We start from the raw sequence: 16,275 nt of genomic DNA on the forward strand, positions 1-16,275 counted from the left end.
GGTCAGTTTAAATTGAAAAGGAGTGGTCAGTTTGACCCGAAATCGGTGGTCACTTTATGCTGAAAAAGCGTGGTCAATTTGACCGCTTTTTCCAACCAATAACCTTAAACCTTCAAAAGGCAATACTTAAATCATCATGGCAAAATCTTGGAATAAAACAAATATAGCAGTCCAATATTTAATGTGGTCAAGTCTACTGATATTTACTTACTTTGTATCAGGAATTATCTTTGGTGGAAACCACATCTGGATGAGCTTAACAATACAGCTTTCCACAATTTTAGCAACGTACTGCTTCATTTATATTACAAAATGCAAAAAAATAGGTGTCGGTTTTCTATACGTCATTTTCCCTCTACTGGTTCTACTTATAATGCCTTTATTTTTCTTTAATGATGCGCTAAAATTTACCTGGATTTATCTTCTTACAGTTCCCTTTTTTTTTATGCTTACCTGGTTTTTATATCCGAGAAAAAAAATAGCACATTTAATTATATTTGTGTTACCAGTGATTTTTTCTTTTTATTTATTCCCAAATGTATTGACCTACATCAATAATTTAAATCCAAAAACAGGCAGTGAGTTTCCGGAAATAAAATTTACAGATATCAATAAAAGATCATTTAAGGTAGATCGTGACAAAATTGTGCTTTTAGATTTCTGGTCAACGAAATGTGGTATATGTTATAAAAAATTTCCAGATTTAGAAAAACTCTTTCTTAAATATCATGGGAATAAAAATGTTCAAATATATTCAGTACATGTACCATATCCTTACGATGATTTTCAAAAAACAAAATCTATGGTTATAAATTTAGGTTATAAATTTCCAACCATTTTTGCAGTTTCCAAAAATGAAACACTCAATAAATTGAACTTTAATGCTTTCCCTCATTATGTGATAATCAAAAACAACAAAATAGAGTATTCCGGATTTTTACAAATTCAGGATAATTTAATAGTGGGTAATGCAGAAAAAGAAATAGACAAGCTGTTGCTTATGAAAAACTAGATATAAAAAAAGAATTTCCAGTCATTTCAAATCAAATTGCACCATTGACTAAATTTTAGATTTTAATAATTTATTTAAACCGACTTTTTCAAATAAAATTCTTCCAACCTTAATATCTGACCAACCTTCTTTCAGTTTATAGGTAAAGGCAGGTGCATTATCAATTAATTCACAATCCAAATAGTAGGTTGAAACAGCAGTACTGGTAAGATCCTTTAGTCCCTGAATATGAGTAGATATAAAAAAATATGAATTAGGGTACAAAGTAAGCCCATTTATGGTAGTTAAACATATTTCGAAGGCATCTTCAATATTTGTTCCGCTAAAAAGTTCATCAAAAACTGCAAAACATCTTTTTCCTTCGGACGCTTTCAAAACAACATTTTTTAGGTTCATAATTTCTGTCATAAAATGACTGTAACCATTTAAAATATTATCACGCTTATTAATTCCTATCGAAAAATTAGTGCAAAATGGAATTTCCCCCTTTGATGCTGGAATTCCAAAACCAAGATTTCCCAAATACACACATAGACTAACCGACTTCAAGAAAGTTGATTTACCCGACATGTTTGGCCCATTCAATATAATAACGTTGGTAGAGGCAGCAAAGCTATTTTTGACCGGATTTTCAACTAATGGGTGGTAAAAATCAACAAGAGTTAAAGCTTTTTTTTCAAAAGTAGGAAAAACAAAATTTTTATCGACGATAGCTCTGCTAATAGACAAATAACTTTCAAACAAAAAAAGATCCTCCCAAAAAGGCTGGATCATATTATCTGACTTTAGTTTTAAAATTATAGCAATTAAATCTTTACTATCCTTATTTCTTAACTGCTTCTCTCTAATTATTTTTTCATATTTTTTTAATTGAAAACAAGAAAGGAAAGTTATAATTCTCTTTAAATCGGATCTATATGTCTCAGGGAAATCTCTTAAGTTAAGTCTTAAAAAGCAAATAGATTCAAGCCTGTGAAAAAATAATATTAATTGATTGATTTTATTATTCAAAAGTATTTCATCAGTACTAGGACCAAAAAAGAAATGGCGTTTGCTTTCAACTTGTTCTGATTTAAAATTATTTAGAAAGAAATGAACTTCATTTAAATATAGAACAGTATAGGAATATTTTTTTAGTATTTCTATATTGGAAATGAAGCCTTTTAAAATATACTGTCGCTCAATAATTTGACTTTCACTTTTTAGAGATGTTTCTAATATACTAAGGATTTTATTTCTGGTAAATGAATTTAAAGAATAATCAAAAATAGGTAATACTTCTTTTTTTATATTTAAATCCTCAATATTACTCATACTTACCCTTTTACAATTTTACTGCACTAAATATTTGAAATCACTTGGTAACATTATAGCTATGTCAATTAAATTGTAATTTATGTAAAATATTTTTATAAAGCAATATTGTTTTTTCCTAATACGAGCAATATTGTTATGATGGTACCAACATCCCCGAACTAGAAAAGATACTGAGCGACATTTTAGAAATATAATATTTCTAAAATCAGAAACGGCAGATATTTCCAATACACCAAATAACAGGTATGCAAAAGAAAACCCTCTTAAAATTTAAGAGGGCCTCCAACCAAAAAATAAAGCAAATTATTTTTTCGATTCCTCGATAGAAACTTTTCTGAACTCTTTTAATAATTTTTCAAGTTCTAAAGTAGATTTGCGTGCTCTTGGCCCGGCAGCTTTAATACCTTTCTCAATTAATGATTCAGATTCGCTTTTGAATGTTTCAAATTCTGCATTAATTTTTTCCAGCAAATTTTTCATAAAAAGTGTTTAATTAATTAAGCCGCAAAAGTATAAATTTTGATATTACATCTCCACAAAATATAAAAAACATACATTAACATTCAGCACAAAAAGAAATCTTGCGTGATAACTGATAAAAGGGATAAATAGAGGCCAGACCGATAATTAGTATCGGTTGAGCTGCTAGGCGAAACCCTTCATTCCAAACATTTTCGTAAGTATCCCATGCTGTTTCCCTATCTATAAATATTTCCATGTCTATTATTAAGCAGGAGGACATAAGAACAAATGCTGTTGTTGCGGTGCTCAAAATCCTATTAGAAGTTATTGCAAAGAATACAATATTCATTAGACATATAAAAGCCATAGACGGTATTGCAAAAAGAAACAAATCAATAAATATATCATAATCTAGCCATGCATAAGTCCCCTTTGACCGGTAATCCCATAAAGCCCATCCTCCCTGTATTAAAATAACAAGGGTTGTAAAAAGAAAAAGAAAAGATAGTTGCCAGATACTTTTAGGGAATCTTTTTTTCATATGATATACTGAAGTGAGTTTTTATTAGTTATAAATTATATTAGGATTACGAATAGCTAAATTTTGATCCGACAAATAATGGGAAAAAAATAATCTGCCATGCCTTATAAAAATAAAAAAGAAAAAGATAAAAAAAGCAGCTCATTGCAGAGCTGCTATTAGTCAACCCGGTTTTGAGCTGTTCTTAATTGTGGGGGCAAAAAATTAACGACGGAAAGACGGACTCTCGTTTACAGATTCGTCTATCCTAAGAGTTTTTATTTTTTTAGCAGGAACTTTAATTTCATGTTTGGCAATGCTGCCATTTTCCTTCACTTCTAAAAAGTAAGTTCCGGCTGCATAGCCCTCTAAACTTATTGTTTTTGAAACCTCTAATTTATTTATTGTTGATTCATAAATTAGATGGTGCTGGTGATCGTAAATGAATAAAGACGCTTCTTCGGCAGAACTTAGAATAATGCTGACTGTTTTTCCATTTCCAGTTTCAATTTTTAAGGTGCGGTCAGCTTTTCTGTTAGAGGCATATGTAAAAGATACCAGCATTAGAAAAACGGTAAGTAAAGTTTTTTTAGTTGTATTTATTTTTTTTGTCATTGGGCAATATTTTATTCTCTAGTTAAATTTGGAGTGCAAAATTATAAATAAATTATTGCTTTTTTTAACACAATTAGCTGAATTGCAAATAGTTCAACATTTCCTCCAAAACACAAATGCAAAATTTAATATTTATATATGTTTTTACGCATTTTTATCACAAAAACCACTTATTTCACTGATTATTAATATGGTAAAAAAGCATCGCTTACATTTTATTTCGTTAGAAAATCAACAAGATCATTACTAAAAAATCTGTATAACTCTATTTTGCCAATCAAATAAAATTATTTAAATTGCAGTTATCAATTCATCAATAAAATTTAATTTATGAATGATAAAATATATAAATACCGTGGTTGGTATTTATATAATACGCAGTCCTGTCACTCTCATGCAGGACTGCATTAAAATTATCATCTTAACTTGTATATATTTTAATTAAATTTTAACTTAACATTTAATTCTGTTTTTAAAATCCCTGCAAGAGACTGCAGGGATTTTTTTTGATTCCTTAATCCTAAAAACTCATTTGGATTCTATTCCAATAAATAAAGTCAGGCTTAACCAGCTATCTGTAATTCCGATCTTCATTCATATAAAAATGCAATAAAAATCAAATTAATCTTTACAAGATAGTGCAGATAATATTTATTGACATCCTCGGTTTCGGGAATAAAATCATTAAGCTTTCCTAAAAAATAATTACCCTGATCAAATTCTAGAAACATCAATTCCATTTGAGATCTGATGTTTTCTAGTTCAGACATAAGTGTAAAAAAATCCTCGTGCCATTTTTCAAGAGATTCCATATAGAAATCATCCTTAAAATCCCTACTTTGAATGGGAACCAATTCAACTGCGGAAAGCTCTTCTAAAAAGGATTCTGATTTTTGAATAAAAAAATCGGTTGCTTTCATAATTGATGTGGCTTATTAATAATTATATAATCTTTTTCCTGTTTAAAATAAGAATAATACGTCGTTAGTCTAAGATAATAATATTTTTCATCCGTGCTGTATAATGCATACATCTATAATCTTAATATTCGATTAAAATTAAAATGATATCCAAAAAAAACTAATAAACCAATTCTATTTTGGAAGGGGAGAGAAAGCCACTTAATGCCAAAAAAGTCTTAGGAGAGCCATGCGGATAGTTTTGAAGTGATACTGCAATAAATTCGACAATTGATCTATGTCGAACTATTAATATGCAGAGTGATGAATGAATTTGAATTAGAAAAGATTACGGTAGAAGATGCTTTTCAGAGATTGAAAGATGCAGGAATAGACGTAACACATGAAGACGTAGTGTTAATAATGGAATTCTTACACTATTTAACGTATTTTGTCATAAAAAAACACTTTAAACTTCCTTAAATGTTTTACCTTTATCTTCTTAAAATCCTATGTTTACAGTACTTTAACAAAATTTTGATGCTATGAAAAGCGCAATTTTATACATCCGCGTGTCAACTGATGAACAGGCGGACAAAGGATATTCACAGCGTGATCAGGATGAGCGCCTGCGAAGATACTGCAGCACACAAAATATGCAGGTTGACAAAGTTATTTTTGAGGACCATTCTGCAAAATCTTTTAAACGTCCGGAGTGGCAGCGACTTCTTGCTGGATTAAAAAAAAGTAAGGCAAGAGCTGACTATATTCTATTTACTAAGTGGGATCGTTTCAGTAGAAATGCGGGAGATGCTTATCAGATGATAAATATCCTTAATGGTTTGGGGGTTGAACCACAGGCGGTAGAACAGCCGCTTGATCTAACCATCCCAGAGAATAAAATGATGCTTGCAATTTATCTTGCTGCCCCGGAAGTTGAAAATGACAGGCGAGCCTTGAATACGTTTTACGGTATGCGGCGTGCAAGAAAAGAAGGAAGGGTTTTGGGACTGGCGCCATATGGCTATATAAACCGCACAAAAGAAAATGGTAAAAAGTACATTGCCGTTAAAGAACCTGAAGCGGGCAATATACAATGGGCATTTGAGGAAATTGCTAAAGGGATTCGTTCTGCGGATCAAGTCCGTCTTGCTGTCAATAAAAGAGGGGGACGAAAAATAAGCAAGAGCGCTTTTCACGTATCGCTCCGTAATGCTGTTTATTGTGGAAAGGTTTTCATCAGAAAATTCAAAGATGAGGAAGCTCATTTTGTACCTGGTCTGCACGAACCATTGATTTCAGAAGCAATGTTCTATAAAGTACAAAGTATAATAGATGGAAATGTAAGGCATGCTCGCCCTAAGGCAAAAATATTATCAGATGATAACTTACCATTGAGAGGATTTCTTGAATGTCCTGACTGCGGTAGAAATTTGACGGGAAGTGCTTCAAAAGGATCAAAAGGAGGATACTACTACTATTATCATTGTATCCCTAAGTGTGGATTTAGAAAAAGTGCTGTTAAAGCAAACGCAATATTTGAGAAAGATTTAGAAAAATATGAATTTCCTACCGTCATTCAAGAGATATTACATGACGTTATGATGCTTAATTATAAAAACTTTGGTTCAGTATTTGAAAATAGGAGAAGCAAAATTGTTGCAGAAATTGATCGCTTCACAATTAAACTGACAAAGGCAAGGGAGTTGCTTTTAGCTGAAAAAATTGATGCAGAGGACTATAAAGAAATAAAGGAAGAATGTAAAAAGAATATTGAGGGTTTAGAAGATGAATTATCAACTTATATGGCTGAACAAAAAAATCGTAATATAAAGAGAAGTCTTGATGACGCTTTAACTTGTCTTTCAAAGCTCTCAAACCTATATAAACAGGGTGATATCGAGATAAAGAGAAGAGTAATAAGTTCGATATACCCCGAAAAATTGGTTTTTGACGGAACCACATATCGAACCCCAAGAATCAACACTATTGCTGAGAGCATTTTACTGATTAACAACAGTTTACTGGATAAAAAAAACCGAACAAGTAAGTCGTTTTCTTACTTGTCCGGTCTAGTAGCGGGAACAGGACTCGAACCTGTGACCTTCGGGTTATGAGCCCGACGAGCTGCCTACTGCTCTATCCCGCGATGTTTCGGGTGCAAAGATACGTCGATTTTTTAGATTTCCAACGAAAACTTTAAAAAATGTTTTATTTTCTGTATTAACTTGATATGACTACCTTTGCAGAATAAATAAAACAAAAAATGTCACATAAAGCAGGTTTCGTAAACATTATCGGAAATCCAAATGTTGGAAAATCAACATTGATGAACGCTTTCGTAGGAGAGCGATTATCTATTATTACATCAAAAGCACAAACTACACGTCATAGAATTTTAGGAATCGTAAACGGAGAAGACTTTCAATTGGTTTTGTCTGATACTCCTGGAATTATCAAACCAGCGTACGAAATGCAGGAATCGATGATGAACTTTGTAAAATCGGCTTTTGAAGATGCTGATATTTTAGTTTATATGGTCGAAATAGGAGAACAGAATTTAAAAGATGAAGATTTCTTCAAGAAAATTATTCATGCTAAAATCCCTGTTTTATTACTTCTAAACAAAATAGATAACTCGAATCAAGAACAATTAGAAACTCAAGTTTCTTTCTGGAAAGAAAAAGTGCCAAATGCAGAAATTTTCCCAATTTCGGCTTTGCAGAATTTCAATGTTCCAGAAGTATTCGGAAGAATTATCGAATTATTGCCAGAATCTCCGGCCTATTATCCAAAAGATCAATTAACAGATAAGCCAGAGCGTTTCTTCGTGAATGAAACAATCCGTGAGAAAATCTTGTTGAATTACGCTAAAGAAATTCCATACGCTGTAGAAATCGTAACAGAGGAGTTTATTGAGACAGATCAAATTATCAGAATTCGTTCTGTAATTATGGTAGAACGCGACACGCAAAAAGGAATTATCATTGGACATAAAGGTGCCGCACTTAAAAAAGTAGGAACCGATGCTCGCGCTGATTTAGAGAAATTCTTCGGAAAACAAATTCACATTGAACTTTACGTAAAAGTGAACAAAAACTGGAGAAGCAATGCAAATATGTTGAAGCGATTCGGATATAATCAGTAAAAGAGTTTTCAGTCGCAGTTTTCAGTCTCAGTCTGAAAACTGTGACTGCGACAGAGAACTAAGAAGGCATTAAGAAATAATGGCTGAAAATGTAATAAGTCTTTAGTTTATAGTCTCATTTTTACCAGTTTTTTACTGAATACTTAAAACTGTGACTGCAAACTAAAAAAAAGACTACCTTTGCAAAAAATTTAAACAAGGCATTTTGGATAATAAGTGATTGGATTTTTAGGAAGCTAAGGATCTGAAATCTAAAGTCTAAAATCTAAAATTCAAAAAAATGAGTAATAACATTGTTGCGATAGTAGGAAGACCTAATGTGGGGAAATCAACCCTTTTCAATAGGCTGATACAAAGAAGAGAAGCTATTGTAGATTCAGTATCTGGGGTTACCCGCGATAGAAACTATGGTAAAAGCGAGTGGAACGGAAAAGAGTTTTCTGTCATTGATACAGGTGGATACGTGCGCGGAAGCGATGACGTATTTGAAGGTGAAATCCGTAAACAAGTAGAACTTGCTATCGACGAAGCCGATGTTATTATTTTTGTGGTTGATGTTGAAGAAGGAATTACGCCAATGGATGAAACCGTTGCAAAATTACTTCGTAAAGTAACAAAACCAGTTTTATTGGCTGTAAATAAGGTTGATAATGCTATGCGTGAGAAAGATGCAGTGGAGTTTTATAATCTTGGTTTAGGAGATTATTACACTTTTGCAAGTATCTCAGGAAGTGGAACTGGAGATTTATTAGATGCTTTAATTGAAGCGTTTCCTGAAAAACCAGAACCAGTACAGGCAGCTGAAGAATTACCTCGTTTTGCTGTTGTAGGTCGTCCGAATGCTGGAAAATCTAGCTTTATCAATGCTTTAATTGGTAAAGATCGTTATATAGTTACTGATATTGCAGGAACAACACGTGATGCAATTGATACTAAATTTGACCGTTTTGGTTTCGAATTTAATCTGGTAGATACTGCCGGAATTCGTCGTAAAGCAAAAGTAAAAGAAGATTTAGAGTTTTACTCTGTAATGCGTTCTGTACGTGCTATTGAACACGCAGATATTTGTATCTTGGTTATCGACGCAACTCGCGGATTTGAAGGGCAAGATCAGAGTATTTTCTGGTTAGCAGAGAAAAACCGTAAAGGCGTTGTAATCTTGGTAAACAAATGGGATTTGGTAGAAAAAGATACCATGTCGACTCGTGATTACGAAGAGAAAATCAAAAAAGAATTGATGCCTTTTACAGATGTGCCAATTTTATTCGTTTCGGCTTTGACAAAACAACGTTTATTAAAAGCACTTGAAGCTACAGTTCAAGTTTTCGAAAACAGAAAACAAAGAATCTCAACTTCAAAATTCAACGAATATATGTTGAAAGTAATTGAAGCTTACCCACCGCCAGCAATGAAAGGAAAGTATGTGAAAATTAAATATTGTATGCAATTGCCAACTCAAACGCCTCAGTTTGTATTTTTTGCTAATTTGCCACAATACGTTAAAGAACCTTATAAAAGGTATTTAGAAAATAAAATTAGAGAGAAATGGGATTTTGCAGGAGTTCCAATCGATATTTATATTAGAGAAAAATAAAATAAAAATTAGAGAAAAAAGTCCCCGTAAATAGGGGACTTTTTTGTTTTTCGTTACTATATAATTACGAGATCAATTTTTTATTGGCACTATATTTGAATAAATGTAAAAAATACAATTAAACCTTTTACAATTATTTAAGTCTTACTGATCTAACTAACCTAATTTTATGACCAAAATTTATTCATTTTTATTGTTTTTAGCTTTTGCTTACTCGGCAAATGCCCAAAATAATATCGTTGTTAAAGGAACTGTTGTTGATATCAACACACAGCTTCCGCTCGAACTTGCTACCGTTTATTTTACAACCGTTAAAGATTCTACGATGATAGAATATGCTACAACAGATAAAAACGGAAATTTTATTATTAATACTAAAAAGTTTGAAAAACCAGTCTTTTTAAAAGTCAGCTACACAGGTTACCAAACTTACTTTGAAGAACAAAAGGGACTTACAGAAAGTAAAGACTTTGGAAAATTGTATATGATTGAAAATGCAAATGTTCTAAATGAAGTTGTAGTAAAGTCTGAAGCGCCGCCAATTACGATTAAAAAAGACACTTTAGAATTTAATGCTCCTTCCTATAAAGTTCGTCCGGACGCGAATGTGGAAACTTTATTGAAGCAATTACCTGGATTTGATGTTGATAATTCAGGAAAAATTACAGTTAATGGGCGAGAAGTCAATCAAGTTTTGGTTAACGGAAAAGCATTTTTTGATAAAGATGGAGCCATTGCAATTAAAAATCTTCCGGCTGATATTATAAAGAAGGTTCAGGTTTCTGATTTTAAAACCAAAAAAGAAGAACTGGCAAAACAAGAATCGACTTCAGATTATTCGAGCATCAATATTACAATTGACGAAAAGAAAAATAAAGGATATTTTGGAAAAGTACTCGGAGGATATGGCTCAGACGAACATTACGAAAGCAGTTTAATGATGAACTTTTTCAAAAACAAACAAAAAATCAGTGTTTTAGCCTCTTCAAATAACATCAACTCAACTGGATTTTCTATGGATGAGGTTTTTGATAATATGGGAGGCGGAAGAAATGCAAAAGGAGGCCAAGGCGCAGGAAATGGCGGAAAAGGAATTACGCAATCTACTTTGGCTGGAATTAATTATTCTGATGATTGGACTAACGATTTGGAGTTTATGAGCAGTTACAATTTTACGAATGCGGTAACTAAAAATGATAGCAAATCGAACCAAGTTAGTTTTTTGCCGACAGGAAATATTATAACAGAGGCTGATTCTAAAACTAAAAATGAAAATACGGGAAATAACGCCAATTTTCAATTGGAGTACAAAATCGATCCGACAATGCGTCTTGTTGTGGCTCCAAATTTAAATCAGTCTAATTCAACTAATAATAATTCTTCATTTACTTCTTCTGTAGATGAAAATGGCGAAGCATTAAACGAAAGTACATCAACATCTCATACTACAGGATCTAATACTAATTTTGCGAACAGTATTAATTTCAATAAAGTATTCGAAAAGAAGTCACGAAATCTGAGCATTGTTTTTAATAACAATAACTCTAAAAATGACTCGAACGGAATTAATATTTCTGAAACCATCTTTCATCAAGACGGAAAACCGAATGATGAAAGAAATCAGAACGCAAAAAATAATTCTAAAAGTGATTCTTATGCTTTTGATTTTGAGTATACGGAACCAATTACAGATTCACTTCGTGTTCGTTTCGGAACTGATTTAAATTGGCAAAACTCGGTAAACGATCAAAAAACTTTTGATTATGATGAAACAACCGATCAGTATTCTAATTTGAATACATCTTTGACAAATTATACTTCATCAAAGCAAAACTCGATTACGCCAAAGGTTGGAATCACGTTGCAGAAAAATAAATTCACATTAAATTTAAATTCAAGAACTTCAATTGTAGAATTCGATAATCATTCTTTTTATTTGAATCAAGCAACTGATTTAAACAAAAGATACATGCTTCCGTATGGAAATGCGCAACTTAGATACAAATTCAATCGTTCAAAGAATCTGACTGTTAAGTATGATTATTCAAACGCGCTTCCTTCTGCAACACAGTTAATGCCGGTTGCCAATTTAAACAATCCATTAAATAGTGTAATTGGAAATCCAGATTTAAATCCGATTGAAAAAAATAGCGCAGGTATCGATTTCAAGAATTTTGATTTTAGATCGCGTTCTGGCTACAGTGTTTATTTACGAGGAGATTATTATAATAATGATGTTGTTTCGACTTCAATTTACGATGATAGCGGAAAACGAAATACAACATATGTAAATATTTCTGGAACTTACTCGGCTTCTATTGGAGGAAACTGGAATCAGCAAATTAAAAAAGACGCTCATACATTAAGATATGGTTTGCGTTTGAGCGGTAATTACAATTTTGATAAAGGATTTACAAATGCTATTTTATATTATGCAAAATCTGTTGTAGTAACGCCAAGTATTTATGCTTCTTATGATTATGGTGAAGTACTTTCGATTGCACCATCTTACAGCTTGTCATACAATGAAACACGATATGAGAATTATTCTAGAGATGCAACTTCAAATGTAATTCATAGAATTAATTTACAAACAACATCGTATTGGCCAGCAAATTTGATTTTTGGAAATGATTTTGGATACACGTATAATTCAAATATTTCAGACGATTTTAAAAAGGATTTCTTCCTTTGGAATACTAGTTTGTCTTATGGTTTTATGGATAAAAAATTATACGCAAAAGTGAAGGTGTATGATGTTTTAAATCAAAATCAAAGCGCAACAAGAACTATTTCGTCAACTTCGATTCGCGATGAAGAAAATACAGTTTTAAAACGCTACGTGATGTTTTCTCTAGCGTATAAAATTGGAAACTTTTCTGAGGGTAAAAAAGGAGGAAAAAGACAAAGAGGGTCATGATTTTTTGAAAGGGGCTAAGGTTCTGAGAAGCTAAGGAGCTAAGGTTTTTAAAAGCCAAGACTAATAAAAAAACGGCAAATCAAATTTGATTTGGCGTTTTTTTATTAGAAAATCTAAAATCTAAAATCTAAAATCTAAAATCTAAAATCTAAAATCTAAAATCTAAAATCTAAAATCTAAAATCTAAAATCTAAAATTTTCTATTAATTCTATGATAAATAGTAAATCTAATAATATCACGATCGTAGAAATCTACACCGCTGGCGCGTCTTTGAAAGTTCTTTAGATATCCCAATTCTAAACCAATATTTGGATTAAAATGATAACGCAAAGCGAAATAAATTCTATTTTGATCGAAAGTGTTATTGCGGTTATCTTTTCCTTGATTGAATAAAATTTCGTCAGAAATAGTTCCTTTTATGCTACGTTTTTCTTTTTCCCAAATCGTAAACATAGCTTGTAAACGATATCTAAATCGAAAGGCAAAAGAAAATTCATTTAGAAGTCCTGTTTTATCTGCTTTCTGTATAAAACGTTCTTCTACTTGAAAACGATTATGGAAAGTAATCTTAGCAATATCATTAATAAATGTAAGATCTTGCTGTGCTCGATATTCGGGAACAGAAAAATCTGGATCTATTTTTTCGCTTTGTGTGTTGACATTAAAATAGGCAAATCCAGCTCCGAAATCCATTATTTTGTTGGCGCGATAGCGAGCTTGAGATCTTATCACAAAAAGATTTTCGTGAATTGGATTAACAAAACTTCGATTGTCAAATTCGGAATGAATCGCCCATTTTTCAGATAATGGAAAAATATTGTAGTATCGAATCCAGGTTAAGGTTTGCTGGTCGATATTTTTTTGATTTTGTCCCGTAATGCACTGACAGACAAAAGTTAAAATGAAAAGTAATCTAAACGGTTTGTTCAATTGCGATAAATTCAGGCTGCGAATTTATACAAATGATCTTGTTTCTATTAATTTAAAAATTTGTTTTTTTATTTTTTTTGTGATTTGAATGAAAAAACGAGATACACTTTTACATACATCTCGTTTTTTAAACTAAAACTTATTAAAGCTTATAATGAATACTTAAGCGTAACACCATAAGTTCTTTGATCGCCTAAGACTCCAGCATATTGTCCTGTATTTCCTCCTGCAGGCAATAATTGCTCATAGTAATCTTTGTTTAAAAGGTTACGTCCCCAGAAGTGAACAGATAAACCTTGTGAAGCACGGAAACCTAAACGAGCATTGAAAATAGCATAACCCTGAACTACTAAATATTTTGAAGCTGATGGACTTGATGAAAATTCAGAACGAGCATAAGAATCAACAGCCAAGAAAATTTTTCCTGCATTTCCGAAGAATTTGGCGCGATCAGAAAGTTCTCCTCCTAAAGATCCTGCCCATCTTGAAGCTCCTGGCAAAGCAGTTCCCGAAACATCTTTAAAAGATACCGGCGCACCAGTTTCTTCTAGCGGAAGAGGCGCATTTGTAAACTTAACATATTTTCCATCTGTATAAGTTGCTGCTCCATTTATTGTTAAGTGTTCGCTAAATACAAAGCTTGCATCAATTTCAACACCTTGTACACGTACTTTATCAGCATTTGCAAGATATCCACGGTTTACACCCAATTCTGCTGCTTGAACGTTTGTTTGGAAATCGTTAATGTCTGTTTGAAATAAAGCTAAGTTGAAAATAGAGTTTCTAAAAGGAGAAGTTTTTACTCCCACTTCATAGTGATACACTTTTTCAGGCTTTATAACTGCAAGATCTAGTAAAGGTTGTCCAGCAGAGTTTGTTGGAAGTCCCGCTACGTTAACACCAACTGGTTTGTAGCTTTTTGCAAAAGTTCCATAAGCGTTAATTTTGTCAGTTGCTTTAAAAGTAACTGTAATATTTCCAGAAAAATCGGTATTATCTATTGCTGAATCAAATGCTTGATCAGAGTAAACTGATTTTTTTAAAGCCAATAATGCAGGATCTGTTGTTTGTAAACCTCCATAAGTTGTACGGGCATAATGAGCATCTTTTTTGTCAAAATTATATCTTAAACCTGGTAAAACATGAAGACGGTCTGTAATTGCCCAGTCAATTTGTCCAAATACTGCAGCACTAGAAGCTCTAATTCTCGCATCTGTTTTGATTCCGTAACCTTCAAATAATCCCGGAGTTTTCCATAAAGCACTTGTTGAACTTTGAGCAAATCTCCACTGTGCATTTCCAGACTCTTCTGTACCGTCAGTTTGCGATGTCTGATCGATAAAGAATACACCAGCAACACCGCTAATTTTCGATGTTAATTGTCCAGCGTAACGAACTTCTTGTGTAATTTGAGTTTGTCTTGTTGGGTTTTGAGATTTAGCCAAAACTTGTAATCCTGTAAAATCTCTATCATTTGATGGATCCCAGTTCCAGAATCTCCACGCAGTTGTAGAAGTTAATGTTCCTCCGCCAATTTTAGTGTCAACATTTAAAGAGAAACCTCCCATATCTTGATTAGAACGCCAAGGAGTATCATGATCAATTTTACGGTCAAAAGCATTTAAACTTGGCAGTTGATAATTTAGATCAGCAATGATAGCATCAAATTGACGATAAGCGGCTCTTTGAGTTGGCGCTACACCTGCAACAACTTGTGCATATCCATCAGGGCGTTGAGTTGTAATATCGGCTGCAAAAATAACATTTGTATTTACGGTTGGAGTCCAAAGTAACTGACCTCTAATTCCTTGATTATTTAAAGTATTTGTAGCTCTTCCAGTTGCAACATTATCAACTAAACCATCTCTTGAAGTTCCAGAGAAAGAGATTCTTCCTGCTACTTTATTTCCTAATGCTCCAGTTAAAGAAGCTTTAGCTTGCAAGAAAGAGTAATTTCCGTAGCTCACTTCAAAGTCAGCACCAGAAGTAAAACTTGGTTTACGAGTTGTAATGTTAAAAGCACCAGAAGTAGTGTTTTTTCCAAATAAAGAACCTTGGGGACCACGTAAAACCTCAATTTGTTCTACATCGATAAAATCTAGAGTTGTAGCAGCTGGACGTGCGTAATAAACACCATCAACATAAAATCCCACACCTGGATCAATTCCGTCATTTGTTAATCCGAAAGGAGAACCTAAACTACGAATATTGATACCTGTATTTCTTGGGTTAGAAGAATAAAGCTGAACTGAAGGCACTAATTCTTTAATACGGTTCACATTGAAAGCTCCAGTTTGCTCTGCTTGTTTTCCTGTAATAACAGAAATTGCAATTGGCACATCTTGAACTTTTTCGATACGGCGTCTTGAAGAAACTACAACTTCTACAAGTTCGTTTTCTTCTTTAAGTGCCACTTGAATAGGATTTACAGGAATTGAAGTTAAATCAAGTTCTACAGTTTTGTATCCAACATATTGAATTAAAAGTGTTAAAGGCAATCTTCCTTCTGAATCTATAGTAAATTTTCCGCTGTTGTCTGTTATAGCACTTTTAGTAGTTCCTTTAATTACAACATTTACAGCCTCTAAAGGGATATTCTCAGGTGTTGTTACTACACCTTCAATGTTTTGTGCAAATGAAATTGAAAAAGTTAAAAAGAATAATATTGTAAGTATATTTTGTATTGATGTTTTCATTTTTATATTAAGTATATATGATTAGTAGAGTTTAAAAATAAATTTTTTTAACAGCACATACACATCATACAAGAATTGCCTGAAGCAGTTCTGAAAAGCTTAGTTTTTTTGTTTTGAAAAAGATTTGTTACGCCCGAAGGATAAAAATTTACTTTCATGTG

Annotated in this window: 12 protein-coding genes and 1 tRNA gene; 5 read left to right on the top strand and 8 right to left on the bottom strand. The window is 32.5% G+C overall.

All coding sequences use genetic code 11. From position 1 onward, the window contains the following. Positions 1-136 precede the first annotated feature (136 nt). A complete protein-coding gene (locus tag HNP35_RS22070; RefSeq protein WP_184167805.1) occupies positions 137-1,012 on the top strand; it encodes a TlpA family protein disulfide reductase in 876 nt (291 codons plus the stop codon). A gap of 48 nt (positions 1,013-1,060) precedes the next feature. Here HNP35_RS22070 and HNP35_RS22075 read toward each other — a convergent pair whose 3' ends face one another. From HNP35_RS22075 to HNP35_RS22095, 5 genes are all read right to left on the bottom strand, one after another. Further along, a complete protein-coding gene (locus tag HNP35_RS22075; RefSeq protein WP_184167803.1) occupies positions 1,061-2,326 on the bottom strand; it encodes a MutS-related protein in 1,266 nt (421 codons plus the stop codon). A gap of 306 nt (positions 2,327-2,632) precedes the next feature. Beyond that, positions 2,633-2,809, bottom strand: coding sequence for a histone H1 (locus tag HNP35_RS22080; RefSeq protein WP_184167801.1), 177 nt, complete (start codon positions 2,807-2,809; stop codon positions 2,633-2,635). A gap of 76 nt (positions 2,810-2,885) precedes the next feature. Next, positions 2,886-3,332 (bottom strand): hypothetical protein, encoded by a 447-nt coding sequence (locus HNP35_RS22085; RefSeq protein WP_184167799.1) that lies wholly within the window; start codon positions 3,330-3,332, stop codon positions 2,886-2,888. Positions 3,333-3,536: 204 nt separating this feature from the next. Beyond that, a complete protein-coding gene (locus HNP35_RS22090) occupies positions 3,537-3,926 on the bottom strand; it encodes a secretion protein (RefSeq protein ID WP_184167797.1) in 390 nt (129 codons plus the stop codon). A gap of 590 nt (positions 3,927-4,516) precedes the next feature. Then, positions 4,517-4,846, bottom strand: a complete 330-nt coding sequence (locus HNP35_RS22095; protein ID WP_184167795.1) for a hypothetical protein — start codon at positions 4,844-4,846, stop codon at positions 4,517-4,519. A 524-nt stretch (positions 4,847-5,370) separates the two neighbouring features. On the opposite strand from HNP35_RS22095, the gene HNP35_RS22100 reads away from it, so the two are divergent. Continuing rightward, a complete protein-coding gene (locus tag HNP35_RS22100; RefSeq protein ID WP_184167811.1) occupies positions 5,371-6,942 on the top strand; it encodes a recombinase family protein in 1,572 nt (523 codons plus the stop codon). Here the strand turns inward: HNP35_RS22100 and HNP35_RS22105 are convergent. After that, positions 6,902-6,974: transfer RNA gene (locus tag HNP35_RS22105), tRNA-Met, on the bottom strand. The two genes, HNP35_RS22100 and HNP35_RS22105, sit on opposite strands and share 41 nt — an antisense overlap. 117 nt (positions 6,975-7,091) lie before the next feature. Between HNP35_RS22105 and era the strand changes: the two genes are divergently transcribed. The 3 genes from era (at position 7,092) to HNP35_RS22120 (ending at position 12,487) form a co-directional block, all read left to right on the top strand. Continuing rightward, positions 7,092-7,973 carry a GTPase Era gene (era, locus tag HNP35_RS22110; RefSeq protein ID WP_184167793.1) on the top strand — a complete coding sequence of 294 codons (882 nt, stop codon included), beginning with the start codon at positions 7,092-7,094 and terminating at the stop codon, positions 7,971-7,973. Positions 7,974-8,253: 280 nt separating this feature from the next. Beyond that, positions 8,254-9,567, top strand: coding sequence for a ribosome biogenesis GTPase Der (gene der / locus HNP35_RS22115; protein WP_184167791.1), 1,314 nt, complete (start codon positions 8,254-8,256; stop codon positions 9,565-9,567). 169 nt (positions 9,568-9,736) lie between these two features. Continuing rightward, positions 9,737-12,487 carry an outer membrane beta-barrel protein gene (locus tag HNP35_RS22120; protein WP_184167789.1) on the top strand — a complete coding sequence of 917 codons (2,751 nt, stop codon included), beginning with the start codon at positions 9,737-9,739 and terminating at the stop codon, positions 12,485-12,487. Between the two features lie 190 nt (positions 12,488-12,677). On the opposite strand, the gene HNP35_RS22125 is transcribed toward HNP35_RS22120, so the two are convergent. Both HNP35_RS22125 and HNP35_RS22130 read right to left on the bottom strand, forming a co-directional pair. Then, positions 12,678-13,418: a DUF2490 domain-containing protein gene (locus HNP35_RS22125; RefSeq protein ID WP_221433488.1), complete on the bottom strand. Its 741-nt coding sequence runs from the start codon at positions 13,416-13,418 to the stop codon at positions 12,678-12,680. 149 nt (positions 13,419-13,567) lie between these two features. Continuing rightward, a complete protein-coding gene (locus HNP35_RS22130; protein ID WP_184167788.1) occupies positions 13,568-16,114 on the bottom strand; it encodes a TonB-dependent receptor in 2,547 nt (848 codons plus the stop codon). Between the last annotated feature and the right edge of the window lie 161 nt (positions 16,115-16,275).

Origin of the sequence: Flavobacterium notoginsengisoli, from assembly GCF_014207905.1 — a bacterium.
In the GTDB taxonomy this organism is placed as follows: domain Bacteria; phylum Bacteroidota; class Bacteroidia; order Flavobacteriales; family Flavobacteriaceae; genus Flavobacterium; species Flavobacterium notoginsengisoli_A.

Bases quoted from the DNA above. Each gene is read 5' to 3' on its own strand.
- HNP35_RS22070 (WP_184167805.1), top strand. From the start codon at position 137: ATGGCAAAATCTTGGAATAAAACAAATATAGCAGTCCAATATTTAATG.
- HNP35_RS22075 (WP_184167803.1), bottom strand. From the start codon at position 2,326: ATGAGTAATATTGAGGATTTAAATATAAAAAAAGAAGTATTACCTATT.
- HNP35_RS22080 (WP_184167801.1), bottom strand. From the start codon at position 2,809: ATGAAAAATTTGCTGGAAAAAATTAATGCAGAATTTGAAACATTCAAA.
- HNP35_RS22085 (WP_184167799.1), bottom strand. From the start codon at position 3,332: ATGAAAAAAAGATTCCCTAAAAGTATCTGGCAACTATCTTTTCTTTTT.
- HNP35_RS22090 (WP_184167797.1), bottom strand. From the start codon at position 3,926: ATGACAAAAAAAATAAATACAACTAAAAAAACTTTACTTACCGTTTTT.
- HNP35_RS22095 (WP_184167795.1), bottom strand. From the start codon at position 4,846: ATGAAAGCAACCGATTTTTTTATTCAAAAATCAGAATCCTTTTTAGAA.
- HNP35_RS22100 (WP_184167811.1), top strand. From the start codon at position 5,371: ATGAAAAGCGCAATTTTATACATCCGCGTGTCAACTGATGAACAGGCG.
- era (WP_184167793.1), top strand. From the start codon at position 7,092: ATGTCACATAAAGCAGGTTTCGTAAACATTATCGGAAATCCAAATGTT.
- der (WP_184167791.1), top strand. From the start codon at position 8,254: ATGAGTAATAACATTGTTGCGATAGTAGGAAGACCTAATGTGGGGAAA.
- HNP35_RS22120 (WP_184167789.1), top strand. From the start codon at position 9,737: ATGACCAAAATTTATTCATTTTTATTGTTTTTAGCTTTTGCTTACTCG.
- HNP35_RS22130 (WP_184167788.1), bottom strand. From the start codon at position 16,114: ATGAAAACATCAATACAAAATATACTTACAATATTATTCTTTTTAACT.